Source organism: Bradyrhizobium sp. KZN70725 (genome assembly GCF_055264925.1).
The window spans coordinates 167,367-187,371 of the sequence record NZ_JBUYWT010000009.1; the positions used below are offsets into that span (position 1 = coordinate 167,367).

Here is a 20,005-nt window from a genome sequence, read left to right on the forward strand (position 1 = left end):
CGACCGATCGCAGAAACGCAAATATCTAACCAGTTGTTCAGATCATCCGATCAATGCCGTCGGGCGTGTGCAGGCCGGCGAGCCACGGCAGCGCCTGATCGAATGCCGCGCGATGCGCGCGCGCGGCGACATCCATGTCGGCCAGCACCAGCCGCCTAATACTCAATCCCGAACTCGTCATAGAGGCGGCGGAACACGGCGGGCAGCACTTCGGTGAGATCTTCGGCGATCAGGCCGGGGCCCGCCTCGCTCGCGCTCTCGCCGTGCATCCAGACGCCGATGCTGGCGGCCTCGAAGGCCGCGGCGCCCTGCGCCAGGAAACCCGCGATGATGCCCGACAGCACGTCGCCGGCGCCGGCGGTGGCGAGCCACGGCGGCGCATTGGCGGCGACGGTGGCGCGGCCGTCGGGAGACGCGATCACCGTGTCGGCGCCTTTCAGCAGCACCACCGCGCCGGAGCGCTCGGCCGCCGCGCGCACGCGCTCGAGCTTGGAGCGGCCGGGATGCTTGTTGGAAATATCGCTGAACAGCCGCGGAAACTCGCCCTCATGCGGCGTCAGCACCACCTGCTGACCGTCGCTAGCCTTGATCGCCTCGAACAGCCGGTCCGGCGCGCCGGCAAAGCTGGTCAGCGCGTCGGCGTCGAGCACCAGATGCCGCTGCGCCGACAGCGCGGTGTGGACGAAGTCACGGGTCCGCGCGCTGACCCCGGCGCCCGGACCGATCACGCAGGCATTGAGGCGCTTGTCGCCAAGCAGCTCGGCGAACTGGATCGGGTTGTCGACTGCGCGCACCATCACCGCGGTCAGCGCCGCAGCGTTGACGGCAAGCGCATCACGCGGCGAGGCCAGCGTCACGAGGCCGGCGCCGGCGCGCAGCGCCGCGCGCGCGGCGAGCCGTGCCGCCCCGGTCGAGGCGAGATCGCCCGACACCACGACGGCGTGCCCCCGCGCGTATTTGTGGCCGTCGATCCGCGGTACCGGAAACGACCATCGCCAGGCCTCCGGCGCATTCTCCGCGGTCAGCGGCTTGATCTCGTCGAGCACCTGCGCGGCGATACCGATGTCGGCGACGCGCACCCGGCCGCAATACATCCGGCCCGGCAGCAACAGATGCGCGGGCTTCTTGCGGAAGAAGGTGACGGTCTCGGTGGCCTGCACGGCCGCGCCCATCACCGCGCCCGATGTGCCGTTGATGCCGCTCGGCAGGTCGACCGCCAGCACCGGCGTACCGTTGGCATTGATCGCGGCGATCATCTCCAGCGGATCGCCCTTTACCGGCCGGTTGAGGCCGGCACCGAACAGCGCGTCGACGATCAGCGCCGGCTTGCCGAGCGCCTGCGGGTTAAACGGCAGCACCGGATATTTCCAGCCCTTCGCCGCCAGCGCCGCGTCGCCTTGCAGGCTGTCGCGCTCGCAGAGCAGGATCACCGAGACCTCGCGGCCGCGCGCGGCAAGCTCGGCGGCAGCGACAAAGCCGTCGCCGCCATTGTTGCCGCGGCCGGCGACCACCACGATCGGCCCCTCCTCGACCAGGTCCATCGCGGCTTCCGCGACGGCCTGGCCCGCGCTCATCATCAGCGCGAAGCCCGGCGTTCCGGCTGCGATGGTCAGCCGGTCAGCGCGCTCCATCTCGGTCGTGGTCAGAACGTCCATGCCGAATCCTCAATCGCTTCGCCTTTTCGAGAGGCAATTCCTGTGACGTTCGCGGGGTTTCTACTGGCCGACTGCATACGGATTGATCTATTTGCCTATTTATTAGGCTTGGATATCATAGCCCATGTGGTTCGATATCAGCCGATTGCCTGTTAAAAGGCTGATAACATTCTGAAATCGGGGACCTTAACAACTTGGCATAGACCCTGCTTTTGAGGAAGCCGCGCGCAAGGCCGCTTCATGCGACCATTGCGCGTGTTTCCGGCCACCGGCCGGAAGCCTTAAGACCAACCAGACTGCGCCCCACGCGCATCGAACTCGACCCTGCAATCTGCAATGCCCGGGAGGCGCTCAGTGAAGAAGATTGAAGCCATCATCAAGCCCTTCAAGCTCGACGAGGTGAAAGAAGCGCTCCAGGAAGTCGGACTGCAAGGCATCACCGTCACCGAGGCCAAGGGATTTGGCCGCCAGAAGGGCCATGCCGAACTCTATCGCGGTGCGGAATACATCGTCGACTTCCTGCCCAAGGTGAAGATCGAGATCGTGATCGGCGACGACCTGGTCGAGAAGGCGATCGACGCGATCCGCCGCGCGGCGCAGACCGGCCGGATCGGTGACGGCAAGATCTTCGTCTCCAACATCGAGGAAGCCATCCGCATCCGGACCGGCGAATCCGGGCTGGACGCTATTTAAGGGCGGTGCTATCCGGATTTTCCGACGGCAAAAGAGAAAAAAGGCTGCTTCGGCAGCCTGATTTCGTTTGTGTAGTCACACGAACTCGCCAAAAGCGGGAATAACGTCGCTCTCCGCTGGAAACCGACCCGCACATCCATAAGGGGTATTCATGAAGACCGCCAAAGACGTCCTGAAATCGATCAAGGACAACGACGTCAAATACGTCGACCTGCGCTTCACCGATCCGCGCGGCAAGTGGCAGCACGTCACCTTCGACGTCAGCATGATCGACGATGACATCTTCGCCGAGGGAACGATGTTCGACGGCTCGTCGATCGCCGGCTGGAAGGCGATCAATGAATCCGACATGTGCCTGATGCCCGACCCGGTCACCGCGACGATCGACCCGTTCTTCGCCGAGACCACCATGGTCATCACGTGCGACGTGCTCGAGCCGACCACCGGCGAGCCCTACAACCGCGACCCCCGCGGCATCGCCAAGAAGGCCGAGGCGATGGTGAAGTCGATGGGCGTGGGCGACACCGTGTTCGTCGGCCCCGAGGCCGAGTTCTTCGTGTTCGACGACGTGCGCTATTCGGCCGAACCCTACAACACCGGCTTCCGCCTCGACTCCTCCGAGCTGCCGATCAACTCGGCGACCGAATATGAGGGCGGCAACCTCGGCCACCGCATCCGCACCAAGGCCGGCTACTTCCCGGTGCCGCCGCAGGACTCGGTGCAGGACATGCGCTCCGAGATGCTCGGCGCGATGGCCAAGATGGGCGTCAAGGTCGAAAAGCATCACCACGAGGTGGCCTCGGCCCAGCACGAGCTCGGCATGAAGTTCGACACGCTGACGCTGATGGCCGACCATATGCAGATCTACAAGTACTGCATCCACCAGGTCGCCCACATCTACGGCAAGACCGCCACCTTCATGCCAAAGCCGGTCTACGGCGACAACGGCTCGGGCATGCACGTGCATCAGTCCATCTGGAAGGACGGCAAGCCGACCTTCGCCGGCAACAAATACGCCGACCTGTCGGAGACCTGCCTGCACTACATCGGCGGCGTCATCAAGCACGCCAAGGCGATCAACGCGTTCACCAACCCGTCGACCAACTCCTACAAGCGTCTGGTGCCGGGCTATGAAGCCCCCGTGCTGCTCGCCTATTCCGCGCGCAACCGCTCGGCGGCCTGCCGCATCCCCTACACCGCGAACCCGAAGGCCAAGCGCGTCGAGGTGCGTTTCCCCGACCCGATGGCCAACCCCTATCTCGGCTTCGCCGCGATGCTGATGGCCGGTCTTGACGGCATCAAGAACAAGATCGATCCGGGTCCGGCGATGGACAAGGACCTCTACGATCTGCCGAAGGAAGAGCTGAAGCAGATCCCGACCGTCTGCGGCTCGCTCCGCGAGGCGCTCGAGAGCCTCGACAAGGACCGCGCGTTCCTCAAGAACGGCGGCGTGTTCGACGACGACTTCATCGACGCCTATATCGAGCTGAAGATGACCGAGGTCGCGCGTTTCGAAATGACCCCGCACCCGGTGGAATTCGAGATGTACTACTCGCTGTAAATCTTACGGCACCGACGACAAGCGAAAGGCGCTTCCACCGGAAGCGCCTTTTGTTTTTGGGTGAGAACGGTGCGTAGGATGGGTAGAGCGAAGCGAAACCCATCGCACCGGTGCAAGCCTTGAGATGATGGGTTTCGCTTCGCTCTACCCATCCTACGCAGGGCAGTTACACCTTCGCCTTGGCGAGCCGCCGTCCGCCGGCGTCGAGCGCGCCGAAGGTGCCGGCGATCATGTCCGGCGTCGGAATCATGCCGCCGAGCAACCAGCTCGCCGGCTCGCCCTCCTCGATCTTGGCCCAGACGTTGCGGCGGAAGTCCGGGTTACCCTGCGCCTCGATCTCGACCATGAGGTCGGTGACGCGCTCCAGCAGCGCCTGCTTCTGCGCGACATCGAAGATGCCGCGGACGGTGGAAATGGTGACGCAAGGCATGGTCTCTCTCCATTGCTGAGGGTGTGACAACGCAGCGAAGATGGACCGGCACGGCCAAATCAGGCAGTGGCCGATCGGACAGAGATCGGGCAATATCTGCCACCGCCCGATTGCGCTGATCGGCTAGCATGACGGCAAATTCCGGAGGTCCCATGAAGCTTGCGATCCTCGCGCTGGAAAAGGCTGCATGCAATCGGCGGTCGCCGGCATCGCCGACATCCTCACCCTCGCCAACCACGTGATGCAGCTGCGCGGCGGCAAGGCGCGCTTCAGCTGGCAGACGCTCTCGCTCGACGGCAAGGCGGTGCGCGCCGGCGGCGGCAAGTTGCTCGCCGTCGATGGTGCGGTGGGCAGGCGGACGGCGTGCGACGCGATCATCGTGCCGGGCAGCCTGGTCGATCATCTCACCGCCGAGCGCCTGCAACCGCAATATGACCGTGCCGGCGCCTGGCTGCGCCAGCAGCATGCCAGCGGCCGGCTGATCGGCGCATTCTGCAGCGGCGTGCTGCTGCTCGCCAATGCCGGCCTGCTCGACGGTCGCCGCGCCACCATCACGTGGTGGCTGCAGAGCGAGCTGCGTCGCCGCCATCCCAAGGTTGATCTCGCCGGTGATGCCGTGATCACGCAGGCCGATCGCCTGGTCTGCGCCGCTGGCCCGATGTCGTGGGTCGATCTGTTGCTGCGGCTGATCGAGCTCGTCGAAGGCGCGGAGGTCGCAAAGGTTTGCGCCGACTATGCGGTGATCGACACCGCGCAGCGCACCCAGGCGATCTTCATGCCGCTCGGCTACATGCTCGGCCAGGACCCGCTGCTGATCAAGGCGGACATGCTGGTGCGCCGCACCGGCAAGACCCCGATCACGGTGCGCGGCCTCGCGCATGCGCTCGGCCTCAGCGAACGCACACTGAACCGCCGCTTCCGCGAACTGACCCACGAGCCGCCGCAGGCCTTCATCATGCGCCGCCGCGTCGAGCACGCCCGCACGCTATTGGAAACAACGGCGCAGCCGATCAAGGCGATCGCCCGCGCCACCGGCTATGAGGACGAGAGCAGCTTTCGAAAGGCCTTCCGCAAGCTCACGCTGACATCGCCGCAGGCCTATCGCGCGCAACGATCGATGCGCGCGGCCTGATCGCGGGAAGCCCCGGAAGACTACGGTCAGCAACGCTGACGAACCTGATGACGTGATGCGAACCGCACACAAGGTTGTGTTTCCGGGATCGACAACGCCTGGGCTCGGGTGTTCACTGCCGGCAAGGACCCGAAAGCGGCTTCCGATAAAACACACATTCATTTTTCTGCATGGGGAGAAACGAGATGTCTTTCGTCGCTCGACGAATGGCGGCGCTTTCGACCGCCATCACCATTCTCGCTGTCTGTGCTGGCAGCGCATTCGCCCAGAAGAAATACGACACCGGCGTAACCGATACCGAAATCAAGATCGGCAACATCATGCCCTATAGCGGGCCGGCATCCGCCTACGGCACCAGCGGCCGGGCCCAGGCGGCCTATTTCCGCAAGATCAACGCCGAGGGCGGCATCAATGGCCGCAAGATCAACTTCATCTCCTATGACGACAGCTACAGTCCGCCGAAGACGGTCGAGCAGGCGCGCAAGCTGGTCGAAGGCGACGAGGTCTTGCTGATCTTCGCCTCTCTCGGCACGGCATCCAACGGCGCGATTCAGAAATACATGAACGTGAAGAAGGTGCCGCAGCTGTTCATTCAGACCGGTGCCACCAAGTGGAACGATCCGCAAAGCTTCCCATGGACCATGGGCTGGCAGCCCAGTTATCAGAGCGAGGGACGGATCTACGCCAAGCACATCCTGAAGGAAAAGCCGGGCGGCAGGATCGCGGTCCTCTACCAGAACGACGATTACGGAAAGGACTATCTCAAGGGCCTGAAGGACGGCCTCGGCGACAAGGCGGCGTCGATGATCGTGATCGAGGATGCGTATGAGGTGGCCGAGCCGACGATCGACACGCACATCGTCAAGATGAAATCGATGAATGCCGACGTATTCGTCGACATCGCCACACCGAAATTCGCGGCGCAGGCCATCAAGAAGGCGGCCGAGATCGGTTGGAAACCGCTGCACATCCTCAACTCGGTAGGTTCCTCGCTCGGCGCCGTGATCCAGCCTGCCGGCTTCGAGAACGCACAAGGCATCATCTCGGTGGCCTACCTGATGGATCCGCTCGATCCGCAATGGAAGGACGATCCCGGCATGAAGGCGTTCGACGAATATCTCTCCAAATATTTCCCCGAAGGCAATCGGGCCGACAGCCTGATTGTGACAGGGTACAATGCGGCTCAGACGCTGGTTCAGGTGCTTAAGCAGTGCGGCGACGATCTCACGCGCGCCAACGTCATGAAGCAGGCCGCCAACCTGAAGGCCTTCCGCACCACCAACCTGCTGCCCGGCATCACAATGAACACCAGCCCGATCGATTTCGCGCCGATCAAGCAGATGCAGCTCAGACGACTCAAGGGCGAGCGATGGGAGCTGTTCGGGCCGATGCTCAGCGCGGAAGTGGGAGGTTAGCCGACCGCAGCCCCTCACTGCGCCGCCCGGCGGTCCGAGCGTTATCCGCGTCATTGCGAGGAGTTCGCGACAAAATTGCAAAGCAATTTTGCGCTGAATCGGCGAAGCAATCCACCTCTCCGCGTATCCGGAAAGATGGATTGCTTCGCTTCGCTCGCAATGACGCTAGTAGCCTTGGATCTGTAGGATGGGTAGAGCGCAGCGAAACCCATCATCTCGCCCCCTGAACAAGCGATGGGTTTCGCTTCGCTCTACCCATCCTACGGAGCTTGACCTACACCCGGAACAGCTTCGCGTACCTCGCCTTGATCTCCTCCGACTGCACCTGCACCTGGGCCGGATCGGCCTTGAGCATTTTCAGTTTGTCGAGCGGCACGTGCCCGGCCTTCTCCTTCACCTTGGCGTGGAACGAGCGGTGCGCGAATTCGTCGGCCAGCATCTGCTGCGTCTCGGCGCTGAAGAAGTAGCTCTGGAACAGCCGCGCCGCATTCGGGTTCGGCGCGTTCTTGAAGATGCCGCTCGGGACGATGATCAGCGGCGCGCCCTCGGCGGGATAGACCACCTCGACCGGCTTGCCCTGATCCTTGGCCAGCACGAGGTTGTAGTCGTTGCCATCGGCCATCACCGCGCGCTCGCCGAGCAGAATCTTCTTCGGCGGATCGGCCGCCGACTGCACCTGCATCACGCGCTGCTGCGACAGCTTCTCCAGATACGGCCAGCCGAGGTCGCGTGCCAGCACGAAGGTCGCGGTCATGATCGCGCCGGAATAGCTCGGGTGGCCCTTGACGATTTTGCCGCGCCACTTGGGATCGAGCAGGTCGGCGTAGCTCTTCGGCGCCTCCTCGCGCTTCACCTGCTCGGTGTTGTAGCCGATTACCTCGAACCAGGCGCAGGATGTCGCCGAGGTGCCGTCGGGATCGATCTGGTCGGCCGGAAAATGCCTGGCGACGTCCTCCGGCACATAGGCCGCGAGCCAGTCGTTCTTCTTCCAGTCGAGGTAATGCGCGGGATCGGTGGAATTGGCGACGTCGACGGCGTTGATGCCGCTGCCCTGCTCCTGTGCGATGCGCTGGAAGATACGCTCCGCGCCCGAGCGCTCGACGCGGACGCTGATCCCGGGATATTTCTGCTCGAAGTCACGCGCGAGACGCTCGGCCGTGTTCAGCTCCAGCGCGCTGTAGAACGAGATCTTGCCTTCCTTCTTGGCGGCTGCGATCAGCTCCGGCGTCACGGCTTCCGCCGGCGGCGCCGCCGCGCGCAGCGGCTCCGCGAATACCATGCCGGCGGCGGTGGCCGCCGTCACCTTGAGCCAGTCGCGCCTCGACCATTTGCGGTCCTGCATTCCATACTCCCTGAAATCGGGCCGTTGACCGGCCGCGCCTTTGTCGCGGGAGCTTAGCGCGTAGGAGGGGTAGAGCGAAGCGCAACCCATCAAATAGCGGCCACATCAGGGATGATGGGTTTCGCGCAGTTTATCATCGGGCCGCGCGTTGCGGACCCGTTGGCATCCAGGTCACGCCACGGTCTACGTTTTCGCGGGCGGATTCTCGCGCAGGAAGCGTTCGAGATCGGGCTGCACGGAATAAGGCTGCGGAACCGGATCGCCCTGAAAGTCGACCTGAAGATCGAGGCAGCGCCGCAGCATCCGCGCCAGCTCGCCGCGCCGATAGGGCTTGGTCAGCAGCGGAATGCCGTGACCGCCACGCCCCTGCTGTGCGGGCAGCACGCCGTCGCTGTAACCCGAGGTGAACAGCACCCGCAGTGCCGGGCGCCCGGCCATCAGCGTCTCCGCCAATTGCCGGCCGTTCATGCTGCCGGGCATCACGATATCGGTGAACAGAAGGTCGAACGCGGTGCCGCGTTTGACGATTTCGAGCGCAGCGTCCGCGTTCGCAGCGACCAGCACGTTGTAGCCGAGGCTTTCGAGCTGGCCCGTGACATAGTCTCGGATCGTAGGGTCGTCCTCCACGCACAGGACCGTCTCGTGGCCGCCCCTGACGGGCAGATCGTCCTCCTCCACCGCGCGCTGCGCGGTACCGTCGGCCTTCGGCAGATAGATCCTGAAGATGGTGCCGCGCCCCTGCTCGCTCTTGACCTCGATGCCGCCGCCGCTTTGCTTCACGAAGCCGAACACCATGCTGAGCCCGAGCCCGGCGCCCTGCCCGACCTCCTTGGTGGAAAAGAACGGATCGAAGATCTTCTCCAGATGCGTCGGCGAAATGCCGGTGCCGGTATCGGTCACCTCGATCACGAGATGATCGCCGGCGCGCTCGACGCCGCACGCCACGGCGTCGGGAATCCCGAGCTGGATGTTGCGGGTCGCAAAGCTCAGCGTGCCGCCGTCAGGCATGGCATCGCGCGCATTGATGGCGAGATTGACCAGCGCAGCACCAAGCTGGCTGCGGTCGACGAAGGCGAGCCAGGCGTTGCGGCCGAGCTCCGTCCTGATCTCGGTCTGCGAACCGAGCGTCTGCGACAGCAGCCGGACCACCTCGCCGACCAGGTCGTTGACGTCGGTCTCGCCGGGCTGCAGCGGTTGCTTGCGCGCGAATGCCAGGAGGCTCGAGGTGAGCTGCGCGCCGCGATCGGCGGCATCGCTGATCAGCTTGGCGATTGCGGCGAGTTGCGGGTTGTCCTTGACGCCGTCGGCGAGGATCTCGATCGTGCCGGTGATCACGGTCAGCATGTTGTTGAAGTCGTGCGCGATGCCGCCGGTCAGCCGCCCCAGCGATTCCGACTTCTGCGCCAGGATCAACTGCTCCTCGGCGATCCGGCGCTGGCTGACGTCCCTGACAAAGGAATTGATGATCCAGCCGTCACCGCGGCGCAGCGCGTTGAGGGACACCTCGACATAGAACCGGTGACCGTCGCGGTGCAGGCACGCCGTTTCATAGCGCATGCCCATGCCGCCGGCCGCGGTCTCCTGCAGGAAGCGGGTGATCCGCTGCCGGTGCGCGAGGCGCAGCTCCTCCGGAAACACCAGTTCGACCACCCGATAACCGACCGCCTCGGAGCGCGTCCAGCCGGTCAGCACCTCGGCCTGCGGGCTCCAGTCGAGAATGACGCCGTCCTGGTCGGTCTGGACGAAGGCGTCGAGCGCGGTCCTGACGATGGCTTGCGCCATCTGCTCGCTCTCGACCAGCGCCTGGTGTGCCCGACGCTGCGCGGTGACGTCGTGCAGTACGGCGACCGCGCCCCGCAGATTGCCGGTATCGTCGCGCAGCGGCCGCGCGTTGACGACAAGGAAGACGGCCGGTTGCGGCGGTTGCGGTTTGACGATCAGCTCGAAATCGTCGACGTCATCGCCGCGCAGCGCACGCGCCATCGGCGTGTCCGGGATCGGCATCACGGTGGTGCCGTCGGCATAATAGTTCTGGAAGGTGCGAACGCCGGTCAGGGTATCAAAACCGGGTTCGACACTATACAGCCGTCGCGCCGCGGCGTTGACGATCACGATCATCCCGTGCTCGTCGGCGACCACCACCGGATCGCGGATGCTCTCGACGGTCTTCTCCAGCAGGTGCTGCCTGCTGCCCAGCTGCGCCGACAATTCGGCAAGCGTCGCCGCGAGCTGAGCGGTCTCGCGGTCATCGCTTGAGCCGAGCGAGACCTGCTGGCCGCGCGACAACGCCTCCGCCGCCCGCACCAGCTGGGCGGGCGTCCTGGACAGCGATCTCGCAATCACCTCAGCCGTCATCAATACCACCGCAACCGCGCCACCCGCGAGCAGAACGCCCGGCCAGGTTACGCCATGGATGAAGCCCAGCGCGAGCAGGAGCGCGGCGACGGGAAACAACATCCCCATCGCCAGACGGCCCGACAAATTCATCCCGACCAACCCCTCGTGTCGGCTGCACCCGAAAATGGAAAAGGAAAAGCAGTATTCGGAAAGGGTCGTCGGCGCCGGAGCAAATATCCCTGTTGCTTAGCCGAGTCCGGCGCCGCAATCCGCCACTATCGTATCCGTATTAGTACGGAGGAAGGCCGATTCCGGCGCACGCGCAATACCGGAAGTATAGCTGCGACCTGTCGACCAGCGGTACATCTCGCCGGCAGCACAACTCAACATACCGAGAATTTGCAGGAGGGCCCCGGAGTACATGTTTGGCGCCGTGGTCAGCCGTCGGCCGAACGCGCCAGGCGGGATGCCGACATGGTCGCTCGCCAAACATGGACCACTCCCGCGTTTCTGGGTCCAGCCCAGCCCTCGCCGGCGCTTGGCGACGCTCTCAACGCCGACTTACGACACCTCGAAGTAACGTGCCTCGGCTGCGAGACGCATCGTGAGGCGGCCGAACAGGACCTCGATCCACGAGCTCGAGCGCCCCGTGGCAAGCGGTGTTCCCGATTGCGGACGAACAATATCTCGGCCAAAATCGTCGGGACAGTTCAGGAAGGATGAGCTTACAAAAAGAGAGACGATGTGACGTGCAGGCCGCATCCTCATCCCTCGTAGGCTTAAGCTGCAAATACCGATCTGGGTCCCGTTGAATGTTAGCGCGCCGAAGAGCGGATCTGCTCTCAAGGCGGGTGACCTTGCATTTGCTACGGAGCACAAAATGGATTCCATGCTGAATGACAGGGTCGCGGAAGGGCGGCTCGTGAGCTTGGAAGAGCAGCTTTCGAACCTCGCGCGCGAAGCAGGAGTCAGCCCTTCCGGCCCGCCGACCGGCAAGAAAGCGCTTCACGCGCCGCTAGAAGCGGTTCATCGATTGGCGGATTGGCGCCACCTGGCCATTGTCGGTTCCGTGCTGGCAGCATGCATTGGTGGCGCTGCTTGGTGGTGGTCGTCACCCAGCGATACGGCGATGGTGGCCTCCCCTGGCCACTCCTCACCTCCTGCGCAAACCCCGTCGAAGGACGCCGCGCCGAAAGACGTTGCGCCGACTGCCGCCGCACTTTCTTCCGACTTGGCGCAGCAGCTTCAACCGATGGCGCGCGATCTCGCTGCCTTGAGGCAAGCGGTCGAACAGCTTGAGGCGAGGCAAGAACAATTGGTCCGCGACCATAAAAATGTCGCAAGCCAACTCGAGGCGAGCCAAGCAGAAATGGCACGCAGCAAAGATATCATCGACCAGATCAAGGCGACCCAGGATCAGATGGCTCGCGAAAGCGAGACGGTCACCGAGCGGCTCAACGCAAGCCAGGACCAGCTGGCCGGTGTCATTGCCAACGCCGCAGAGCCGAAGGTGAGCCCCGAACAGCCAAAGGTAAGCCCCGAACAGCCAAAGGTAAGCCCCGAACAGCCAACGGTAGCCCCGGAAATACCACTGCCGCGTCCGCGGCCGTCGACCGATGTTGCCCAGGCGCGCAAACCGGCGCCAACCCCGACGCGGCCGCACGCCACCAGCAAACCGCAACCGCCGGCATGGCCATGGTCAGTGCGCTAATGCCGTGACGTGCTGCTTCCTGCGTGCCGTCGACGAACTCAGGACGTCACGAACGCAAAGTGTGTTGTCCCCGCAACGTCTCAAGAGTTCCGTTGAGCATCGCACCTGTTGGGACTTCACTGTGTGGCAAATTCCCCGTTTAATAAAGGCGGACCTGAGGCAAAGATTTTACCACCAAGACGTTCATTTAAGATCAGGTTCAAGAGGCCGCTGACCAGCGCCAGCGGCCTCTTCGTGTTGCTTCATTGATCGCAAAGTGCAGGTATCGGCCGTTGCCGCTAGGAACGATCTACTCGCCTGCCGCTCGGCTCCCATCGATTGGCCAAGGAAAGCCCCGCGTCTTTCATGGCTTCCCGAACCGAGGTTCGACAAACCGACCCGACGGACAGGCGACGCCACACCTTTGGTGTCGTCCCTGCGAAGGCAGGGATCCATAACCACCGACGGTCCTTGTTGAGCAGTGCCGCAACGACGAGTCCCCCTCCACAACAACCGCCGCGGAGCATGGGTCCCTGCCTTCGTAGGGATGACAGCGCGTTTTTCGGAGACGACGTCGTGATTAACGCGCAGGGACGGTGGGGGTGAAACCGTCCTACGCCGCCCGCCGCCGTTCGCGCAGCGCGTCGCCGAAGGCTTCGAACAGGGCGCGGTTGATCGGATTGCGCTGCGGATCGTATTCGGCGTGCCACTGCACACCCAGCGCAAAACCCGGCGCATCGGCGATGCGGATCGCCTCGATGGTGCCGTCCTCGGCGATGCCCTCGATCACGACGCGCTTGCCGGGCTCGAGGATGCCCTGGCCGTGCAGCGAATTGACTCGAATGGTCTCCCGGCCGAGGATTTTTGCGAACGCGCCGCCCGGCGTCAGCGCGACGTCATGACGGTCGGCGAACACAACGGTCGGGTCAGGATGGATCTCGCCGTTCTCCAGCCGCGGCATCCGGTGGTTCATGCGGCCCGGAATCTCGCGGATCTCCGGATGCAGCGAGCCGCCGAAGGCGACGTTCATCTCCTGCAGGCCGCGGCAGATACCGAAGATCGGCACACCGCGCGCGACGCAGGCTTCCGACAGCGCCAGCGCAACGTCGTCGCGGTGGATGTCGTAGGGCTCGTGGGCGGCGCAAGGTTCGGAATTGAAGCGGGTCGGATGAACATTGGCGCGGGCCCCGGTCAGCACCACGCCGTCGACCACGTCGAGCAAGGCACTGACCTCGGTGATTTCGGGGCTGCCGGCGAACATCAGCGGCACCGCGCCCGACACCTCGGCAACCGCGCGAAGGTTGCGCTCCCCGACCATCTGGACTGTGAAACGATTTTCGATGCGATGGGCGTTTCCGATCACGCCGACCACGGGCCGTCTCATTATTGAAGTCTCGCGCAATGATTCTTCTAAGTTTGCGACGTTGCGGAGACGATCATGCCTTCGAGTTCCCGCCGGATCAACTGTCTATATCTGCACAGGGGGGCTTGCAGTCCTGCACAGATTCGCGCCCCTCGGGACCCAAAGCCGGCCAGATGCCCACCGATCGCGCCCGGCCCCGCACCCCGTCAGCGGCGAACCGGCACGGCCCCGCCAGCTTGATCCCGGCGGGGTTTTCGCCAAAGACTGCTCGAAACACCGTCGCGAAGGGGGAATCACCCGTGACAGACTCGGCTGACAATCGCCTGAAGGCCCGCAACGACTTGGCATGGGCGATCGCCGTCGGCGGCATCGGCGTGGTGCTGTTCGCTGCCCTGCTGACCTTCGCCTGGCATTTTGCCGCGACCTTGTTCCTGCTGTTCGCCGGCATGCTGCTCGGGGTCGCCCTCAATGCCATGACCACCCTGCTCGGCCGGCTGACCAAGCTGCCCCACGCGTTGCGGCTTGCGATCGTCTGCCTGGCGATGGCCGGGCTGCTGTCCGGCATCGTGTTCCTCGGCGGCACCACGATCGCGCAGCAGGCCACGGTGCTGAGCAACACGATCAAATCGCAGCTCGGCAGCGTCAAGGACTTCCTCGAACAGCACGGGGTCGACACCAGCTATCTCGATTTCACCAATGCCGCGGGCGAGGCAAAGGGCGAAGGCACCGCCGTGACGACGACGACAACGACGCCCCCATCGTCGCAGTCCCATGGCATCCCCGGCGCCGGCACGCTGGCCTCAAGCGGCGGCGCCATCATCAGCCAGACGCTGAAGGTGCTACTCGGCACCGTCAGCGTCGTCGGCAACTTCTTCATCGTGCTGTTTCTCGGGCTCGCCTTCGCGGCCCAGCCCAGCATCTACCGCGCCGGGCTGTTGTTCATCGCGCCGGTCAAGTACCGCGCGCAGGCGACCATCATCGTCGACCGCATCGGCGAGACGCTGGAGCGCTGGCTGATCGCGCAGATCATCACGATGACGGCGGTATTCCTCGTCACCTGGATCGGGCTTGCCATCATCGGCATTCCGAGCTCGTTCATCCTCGGCATCCAGGCCGGCCTGCTCGCCTTCATTCCGACGGTCGGCGCGATCCTCGGCGGGCTGATCGTGGTGCTCGCGAGCCTTGCGACCGGATGGATCGCGGCGCTGTCGGCCTTCATCCTGTTCCTCGGCGTCCACGCGCTGGAAAGCTACGTGCTGACGCCGATCATCCAGCGCCAGGCGCTCGACATCCCGCCGGCCACGCTGTTCGCGTTCCAGATCCTGCTCGGCGTCGTGTTCGGCATCTGGGGGCTGGCGCTGGCGCTGCCGCTGATGGCGATCGCCAAGGTGATGATCGACCACTTCAAGACGGAGGATCCGGCGCGGGCCGCGTGACCGCACGTCAGGAGAGCAGCAGCACCGTTCCCGCGACCATCAGCATCACGCCGGCCAGCATCACCATCGGCCAGCGACTCTTCGGCGGCTGGTATCGCCCCTGCGCGCGCCGTTCGGCGATCAGCGCGGTCTCGTATTCATGCGAGTCCGAGAACAGGCAGGCGAAACCGCTGCGCGCCGAAACCGCGGCGGCTTCGAGCGACATCAGGGCTGACTGCGGATTGCGGGTGCGGATCGACTCCATGCCCGAAAGCATGGGATCGAATGGTTAACCACTCGTTACCGCACTCATGCCCGGATGCTCGCCGGCTTTTGCCGCGCCGAAGCCGGCAGGCCCGCGGTCTTGCGCCGCCAGTTCTCCAGCGAGAGCGGCAATTCCTCCGCTGCCTCGACGCGGTTGCGGCCGCCGCGCTTGGCCTGGTAGAGCGCGGTGTCGGCCGAGGCCAACAGCACCTCGAGCTCGGTGCCGGCGGGACCGCCTGCGACGCCGATGCTGACCGTGGTGTCGACCGCGCCTTCCTCGCAGGTGATGTTGCTGTTCTCGAAGGCTTCGCGCACGCGCTCGGCGACCAGCACACCCTCCTCCAGCGAGCACGGCAGCAGCGCCGCGAATTCCTCGCCGCCGATCCGGCCCGACAGATCGCTGATCCTGAGGCTGTTGACCACGACAGCGGAGAACAGCTTCAGGATCTCGTCACCCGCGGGATGGCCGAAGCGGTCGTTGATTGACTTGAAGTGATCGATGTCGAAGATCATCACGGTGACCGGCCGGCCGGCAATGGACTCGCGCTCGATCACCCGCGCGCAGGCCTCGGTGAAGCCGCGGCGGTTGAGCATGCCGCTCAGGGGGTCGATCGACGCGGCCGTCTTGTGCACGGCCACCGCGCGGTCCGACACCATCATAAAGATCACGAACACCGTGCCGATCGCGTACAGCACGAGTTCGATCGAAAACAGCGTGACCCAAAAGCTGGAGACGAAATTCTGGCCGTTCAATCGCAGCAGGTCGCCGACCAGGATCGGCAGCATCAGGACGCAACCGTGCGCGACCGGGATGACGATCGCAAGCCAGCGCCGTTGCATCGCGCGGCGGCGCTCGCTCCACAGTTCTGATGCGGTCAGCGCGGCGTAGATCGCGACGATCCCGGCACCGATCGTCAGGCGCATCGCGGGATCCTCAACCGTCGTCACCGCCCCGATCCATGCGATCGGGCCGAGCACGAGGCCCAGCAAATTGGCCTTGCGGCCGTGGAAAATGCGCGCGGCATTCCAGACCAGGCCGCAGGCGGCGAATCCGATCGCATTGAGGCCCAGCAGAACCATCGGATCGAGCGTCGAACTACCGACCGTCCAGACCGCGACCGAGGCCGCGCCGAGCAGATAGGCGGTGCCCCACCATTTCAGCGCGGAAATGTTCTCCTGCCTGCCGAACAACCACAGCATGGCGCCGAGCATGCCCGCGACCATGGTGGCGAACAAATAAAGTGTCGATGGATCGAACGACATAAACTCACCCCAGCCCGGTGTGATGCAACGTTCGCAGGCGCAAATGAATACGGTGATGCAGCGCCATTGCGAGCCCGCAAGCTAGAAGGTGCGAGTTCCAATTTCGTTTGCACGCACACGCAAGTTTTCATGAAAAACTGCGCTAATTCGCGCCGAAGCATCGCCGGTCGGACGCAGCAAAAAGGGCGCCTCGCGGCGCCCTCTGCAACTCGATGCCCGCGGCAATTGCCGCGAATTTTAGAACTCGAATTAGCGCTTCGAGAACTGGAAGGACTTGCGGGCCTTCGCCTTGCCGTACTTCTTGCGCTCGACCGAGCGGCTGTCGCGGGTCAGGAAGCCGCCCTTCTTGAGGACGCCGCGCAGCTCGGGCTCGAAGTTGGTGAGCGCCTTCGAGATGCCGTGGCGGACAGCACCGGCCTGGCCGGAGAGACCGCCGCCGGCGACGGTGCAGATCACGTCGTACTGGCCGTTACGGGCGGCAGCGACCAGCGGCTGCTGGATCATCATGCGCAGCACCGGGCGGGCGAAGTAGACTTCGAACTCGCGGGTGTTGACCGAGATCTTGCCGGAGCCCGGCTTGACCCAGACGCGGGCGACCGCGTCCTTGCGCTTGCCGGTGGCGTAAGCGCGGTTGTACTTGTCGACCTTCTTGACGTATTTCGGCGCGTCGGGAGCGGCCGGCTTGACCTGCGAGAGCTGGTCGAGGGACTGCAACGTATCGGACATTATGCGGCCCTCGTGTTCTTGCGATTCAGGGAAGCGATATCGACCTTCTCGGGGCTCTGCGCTTCATGCGGATGATCGGCACCCGGATAGACGCGCAGATTGCCCATCTGCATGCGGCCGAGCGGACCACGCGGGATCATGCGCTCGATCGCCTTCTCGACGACGCGCTCGGGGAAGCGACCCTCGAGGATCTGCTTCGCGGTGCGCTCCTTGATGCCACCGATGAAGCCGGTGTGCTTGTAGTAGGTCTTCTGGTCGCGCTTGCGACCGGTCAGCACCACATGCGCGGCGTTGACGATGATGACGTTGTCGCCGCAATCGACATGCGGGGTGTAGGTGGGCAGGTGTTTGCCGCGCAGGCGCATCGCGACGAGCGTGGCGAGACGACCGACGACCAGACCCTTGGCGTCGATCACGACCCACTTCTTCGTCACTTCGGCGGGCTTGGCCGAGAACGTGCTCATGTGTGAAATCCGTGAAAAAGAAATCGGCGCCGTATGCGCCGAACTGGCAGCTTTCTAGAGAAGCCGCGATCGCGCGTCAACGCCCACGCGCTCAAATTACATCAGAAAAAACAATGGCTTGCAATTATGGTGCAATAATACCGTAGAAAAGCCTATTGATTTGGAATGGAATAGGTCGCCGTGACATGGGCGATGGGATCGGGAGACGAGCCGGACAGCAGGTTGACCTCGCCGACCGCGAGCCGCTTGCCGAGCTTGAGCAGCCTCGCCACCGCAAGTACGTCCTGCCCCGGCTGACCCTTGCGCAGGAAGTTGATGTTGAGGTTGGTGGTCACGGCAAGGCCAACCGGCCCGATCGCCGACAGCAGCACCACGTACATCGCGAAATCCGCCAGCCCCATCAGGGTCGGCCCGGACACCGTACCGCCCGGCCGCAGCATGCGCTCGCTGAAGCGCTGGCGCAGCAGGGCGGTCTCGCCGTCGGCGCTTTCGATCCGGACATCGTCGTAGACGAACGCCTGCGGGAATTCCCTCCGCAGGAACTCCTCCACGTCAGCCACGCTCATTTTCGCAGTCGCCATGCCGTCCCTGCCCTCGCTTCAGCCTGCCTGTTACATTAAGTTGTCACAGAGACCAAAGTGGAATTTCACCATGTCCGCCCAAGCCGCCCGCGCCGAAGCGCCGCAACACCAGCCGATCCTGCTGCGCGAGACCGTCGGCAGTATCGCGCTACTGACGCTCAATCGCCCCGGAGCGCGCAACAGCCTCTCCGAGGGCCTGATCGCCGAGCTGCACGCCGCCCTGAACGATGTCGGCGGCGACAAGCGCATCCGCGCCGTCGTGCTCGCCGCCAAAGGCCCGGCGTTCTGCGCCGGCCACGACCTCAAGGAGCTTACCGCGCGCCGTAGCGATGCCGACCGCGGCCGCGCCTATTTCGCGCAAATCATGAACGCCTGCAGCGCGATGATGCAGGCCATCGTGCGCCTTCCGAAGCCGGTGGTCGCATCCGTCCAGGGCATCGCCACCGCGGCCGGCTGCCAGCTCGTCGCAAGTTGCGACCTCGCGGTCGCCTCCGAAGCGGCGGCGTTCGCGACGCCGGGCGTCGACATCGGGCTGTTCTGCTCGACGCCGATGGTGGCGCTGTCGCGCAACGTGCCGCGCAAACAGGCCATGGAGATGCTGCTGACCGGAGAGCCGGTCTCGGCGGCAACGGCGCAGAGCATCGGCCTCGTCAACCGCGTGGTATCCGCTGGCACCGAACGCGACGCCGCGATCGCGCTGGCCGAGAAGGTCGCGCTGAAATCGGCCTACACCGTCAAGCTCGGCAAGGAAGCGTTCTATCGCCAGGCCGAGATGAACCTCGCCGATGCCTATCGCTTCGCCGCCGAGGTGATGACCGAAAACATGATGGCGCGCGACGCCGAGGAAGGCATCGGTGCCTTCATCGAGAAGCGCGATCCGAAGTGGCAGGACAAGTGACGACCTGAGGTCGTCATTCCGGGATGGTGCATTAGCACCAGACCCGGAATCTCGAGATTCCGGGTTCTCGCTGCGCGGGCCCCGGAATGACAAACCCGGAAGAAAAATGAATCACGACGCCTACGACGACAACTACATCCGCAGCATTCTGAACAACGTCAAGACCATCGCGATGGTCGGCGCCTCGCCGGTCAATGTGCGGCCGAGCTATTTCGCGTTCAAATATCTGGCGCAGCGCGGCTACGACATGATCCCGGTCAACCCCGGCCATGTCGGCAAGACGCTGATGGGCAAGCCGTTCGTCGCCTCGCTTGCGGACATCGATCGGCCGATCGACATGATCGACATCTTCCGCAACTCAAGCCACATCATGCCCGTGGTCGAGGAGGCGCTGAAATTGTCGACGCCGCCGAAGGTGATCTGGATGCAGCTTGGCGCGCGCGACGATGCCGCTGCCGAGAAGGCGGAAGCCGCGGGCCTCAAGGTGGTGATGAACCGTTGCCCGAAGATCGAGTATGGCCGGCTGTCGTCGGAGATCTCGTGGATGGGCGTCAACTCGCGCACGCTGAGCTCCAAGCGTGCGCCGATCCCGACGCAGGGCATGCGGCTGTCGCTCAATCGCACGAGCTTCGGCGGCGGACAGACCGCGGCGTCCGACCGCGCGGCAAAGAACAAGACCGAGACGACCTGACATCGCAGCGGAATAATCGCTGCGATCATCCGGTATAGCGCGGATGCCCGTCCAACTGGCGGTGTGCCTAACTCGCTTGACGGCG

General features: G+C 64.2%; 19 protein-coding genes. 8 read left to right on the forward strand and 11 right to left on the reverse strand.

Annotated elements, in window-relative coordinates; genetic code table 11:
• Positions 1–37 precede the first annotated feature (37 nt).
• Together ACZBJS_RS11620 and ACZBJS_RS11625 are read right to left on the reverse strand one after the other, a co-directional pair.
• Complete coding sequence (locus tag ACZBJS_RS11620; protein ID WP_256520413.1) at positions 38–166, reverse strand: hypothetical protein; 129 nt, start codon at positions 164–166, stop codon at positions 38–40.
• Positions 156–1,655: an NAD(P)H-hydrate dehydratase gene (locus tag ACZBJS_RS11625; protein WP_253590109.1), complete on the reverse strand. Its 1,500-nt coding sequence runs from the start codon at positions 1,653–1,655 to the stop codon at positions 156–158. The genes ACZBJS_RS11620 and ACZBJS_RS11625 overlap by 11 nt, the downstream gene beginning before the upstream one ends.
• 354 nt (positions 1,656–2,009) lie before the next feature.
• Here ACZBJS_RS11625 and ACZBJS_RS11630 point away from each other — a divergent pair, with 354 nt between their 5' ends.
• Both ACZBJS_RS11630 and glnA read left to right on the forward strand, forming a co-directional pair.
• Positions 2,010–2,348 (forward strand): P-II family nitrogen regulator, encoded by a 339-nt coding sequence (locus ACZBJS_RS11630; protein WP_011441447.1) that lies wholly within the window; start codon positions 2,010–2,012, stop codon positions 2,346–2,348.
• Between the two features lie 151 nt (positions 2,349–2,499).
• A complete protein-coding gene (glnA, locus tag ACZBJS_RS11635) occupies positions 2,500–3,909 on the forward strand; it encodes a type I glutamate--ammonia ligase (RefSeq protein ID WP_028333940.1) in 1,410 nt (469 codons plus the stop codon).
• Positions 3,910–4,075: 166 nt separating this feature from the next.
• Here glnA and ACZBJS_RS11640 read toward each other — a convergent pair whose 3' ends face one another.
• Positions 4,076–4,339: a tautomerase family protein gene (locus ACZBJS_RS11640; protein ID WP_316397364.1), complete on the reverse strand. Its 264-nt coding sequence runs from the start codon at positions 4,337–4,339 to the stop codon at positions 4,076–4,078.
• A gap of 187 nt (positions 4,340–4,526) precedes the next feature.
• On the opposite strand from ACZBJS_RS11640, the gene ACZBJS_RS11645 reads away from it, so the two are divergent.
• The gene (locus ACZBJS_RS11645) at positions 4,527–5,471 is read left to right on the forward strand and encodes a GlxA family transcriptional regulator (RefSeq protein WP_463438716.1); all 945 of its coding nucleotides are present in this window, start codon (positions 4,527–4,529) and stop codon (positions 5,469–5,471) included.
• 185 nt (positions 5,472–5,656) lie between these two features.
• Complete coding sequence (locus ACZBJS_RS11650; RefSeq protein ID WP_076825315.1) at positions 5,657–6,886, forward strand: ABC transporter substrate-binding protein; 1,230 nt, start codon at positions 5,657–5,659, stop codon at positions 6,884–6,886.
• A gap of 274 nt (positions 6,887–7,160) precedes the next feature.
• Here the strand turns inward: ACZBJS_RS11650 and ACZBJS_RS11655 are convergent, their stop codons facing one another.
• Both ACZBJS_RS11655 and ACZBJS_RS11660 read right to left on the reverse strand, forming a co-directional pair.
• The gene (locus ACZBJS_RS11655; protein ID WP_076825313.1) at positions 7,161–8,228 is read right to left on the reverse strand and encodes an ABC transporter substrate-binding protein; all 1,068 of its coding nucleotides are present in this window, start codon (positions 8,226–8,228) and stop codon (positions 7,161–7,163) included.
• A gap of 183 nt (positions 8,229–8,411) precedes the next feature.
• On the reverse strand, positions 8,412–10,685 hold the full coding sequence (locus tag ACZBJS_RS11660) for a PAS domain S-box protein (protein WP_463438717.1): 2,274 nt from the start codon (positions 10,683–10,685) through the stop codon (positions 8,412–8,414).
• A gap of 760 nt (positions 10,686–11,445) precedes the next feature.
• Here ACZBJS_RS11660 and ACZBJS_RS11665 point away from each other — a divergent pair.
• A complete protein-coding gene (locus ACZBJS_RS11665; protein WP_463438718.1) occupies positions 11,446–12,276 on the forward strand; it encodes a hypothetical protein in 831 nt (276 codons plus the stop codon).
• A gap of 592 nt (positions 12,277–12,868) precedes the next feature.
• Here ACZBJS_RS11665 and ACZBJS_RS11670 read toward each other — a convergent pair.
• On the reverse strand, positions 12,869–13,639 hold the full coding sequence (locus tag ACZBJS_RS11670) for a gamma-glutamyl-gamma-aminobutyrate hydrolase family protein (protein ID WP_316397360.1): 771 nt from the start codon (positions 13,637–13,639) through the stop codon (positions 12,869–12,871).
• 278 nt (positions 13,640–13,917) lie between these two features.
• On the opposite strand from ACZBJS_RS11670, the gene ACZBJS_RS11675 reads away from it, so the two are divergent.
• The gene (locus ACZBJS_RS11675) at positions 13,918–15,054 is read left to right on the forward strand and encodes an AI-2E family transporter (protein WP_463438719.1); all 1,137 of its coding nucleotides are present in this window, start codon (positions 13,918–13,920) and stop codon (positions 15,052–15,054) included.
• A gap of 7 nt (positions 15,055–15,061) precedes the next feature.
• Here ACZBJS_RS11675 and ACZBJS_RS11680 read toward each other — a convergent pair whose 3' ends face one another.
• From ACZBJS_RS11680 to ACZBJS_RS11700, 5 genes are all read right to left on the reverse strand, one after another.
• Positions 15,062–15,298, reverse strand: a complete 237-nt coding sequence (locus tag ACZBJS_RS11680) for a hypothetical protein (RefSeq protein ID WP_316397358.1) — start codon at positions 15,296–15,298, stop codon at positions 15,062–15,064.
• A 44-nt stretch (positions 15,299–15,342) separates the two neighbouring features.
• Complete coding sequence (locus ACZBJS_RS11685) at positions 15,343–16,560, reverse strand: GGDEF domain-containing protein (protein ID WP_316397357.1); 1,218 nt, start codon at positions 16,558–16,560, stop codon at positions 15,343–15,345.
• A gap of 249 nt (positions 16,561–16,809) precedes the next feature.
• The gene (gene rpsI, locus ACZBJS_RS11690; RefSeq protein WP_028333930.1) at positions 16,810–17,286 is read right to left on the reverse strand and encodes a 30S ribosomal protein S9; all 477 of its coding nucleotides are present in this window, start codon (positions 17,284–17,286) and stop codon (positions 16,810–16,812) included.
• Positions 17,286–17,750, reverse strand: a complete 465-nt coding sequence (rplM, locus tag ACZBJS_RS11695; protein ID WP_016840522.1) for a 50S ribosomal protein L13 — start codon at positions 17,748–17,750, stop codon at positions 17,286–17,288. The genes rpsI and rplM overlap by 1 nt, the downstream gene beginning before the upstream one ends.
• Before the next feature lie 152 nt (positions 17,751–17,902).
• Complete coding sequence (locus tag ACZBJS_RS11700; RefSeq protein WP_057020654.1) at positions 17,903–18,331, reverse strand: PaaI family thioesterase; 429 nt, start codon at positions 18,329–18,331, stop codon at positions 17,903–17,905.
• Positions 18,332–18,401: 70 nt separating this feature from the next.
• Between ACZBJS_RS11700 and ACZBJS_RS11705 the strand changes: the two genes are divergently transcribed.
• Positions 18,402–19,229, forward strand: a complete 828-nt coding sequence (locus tag ACZBJS_RS11705) for an enoyl-CoA hydratase (RefSeq protein ID WP_316397295.1) — start codon at positions 18,402–18,404, stop codon at positions 19,227–19,229.
• Positions 19,230–19,335: 106 nt separating this feature from the next.
• Entirely contained in the window at positions 19,336–19,920 is a 585-nt protein-coding gene (locus ACZBJS_RS11710; RefSeq protein ID WP_057020656.1) for a CoA-binding protein, read from the forward strand.
• Positions 19,921–20,005 lie beyond the last annotated feature (85 nt).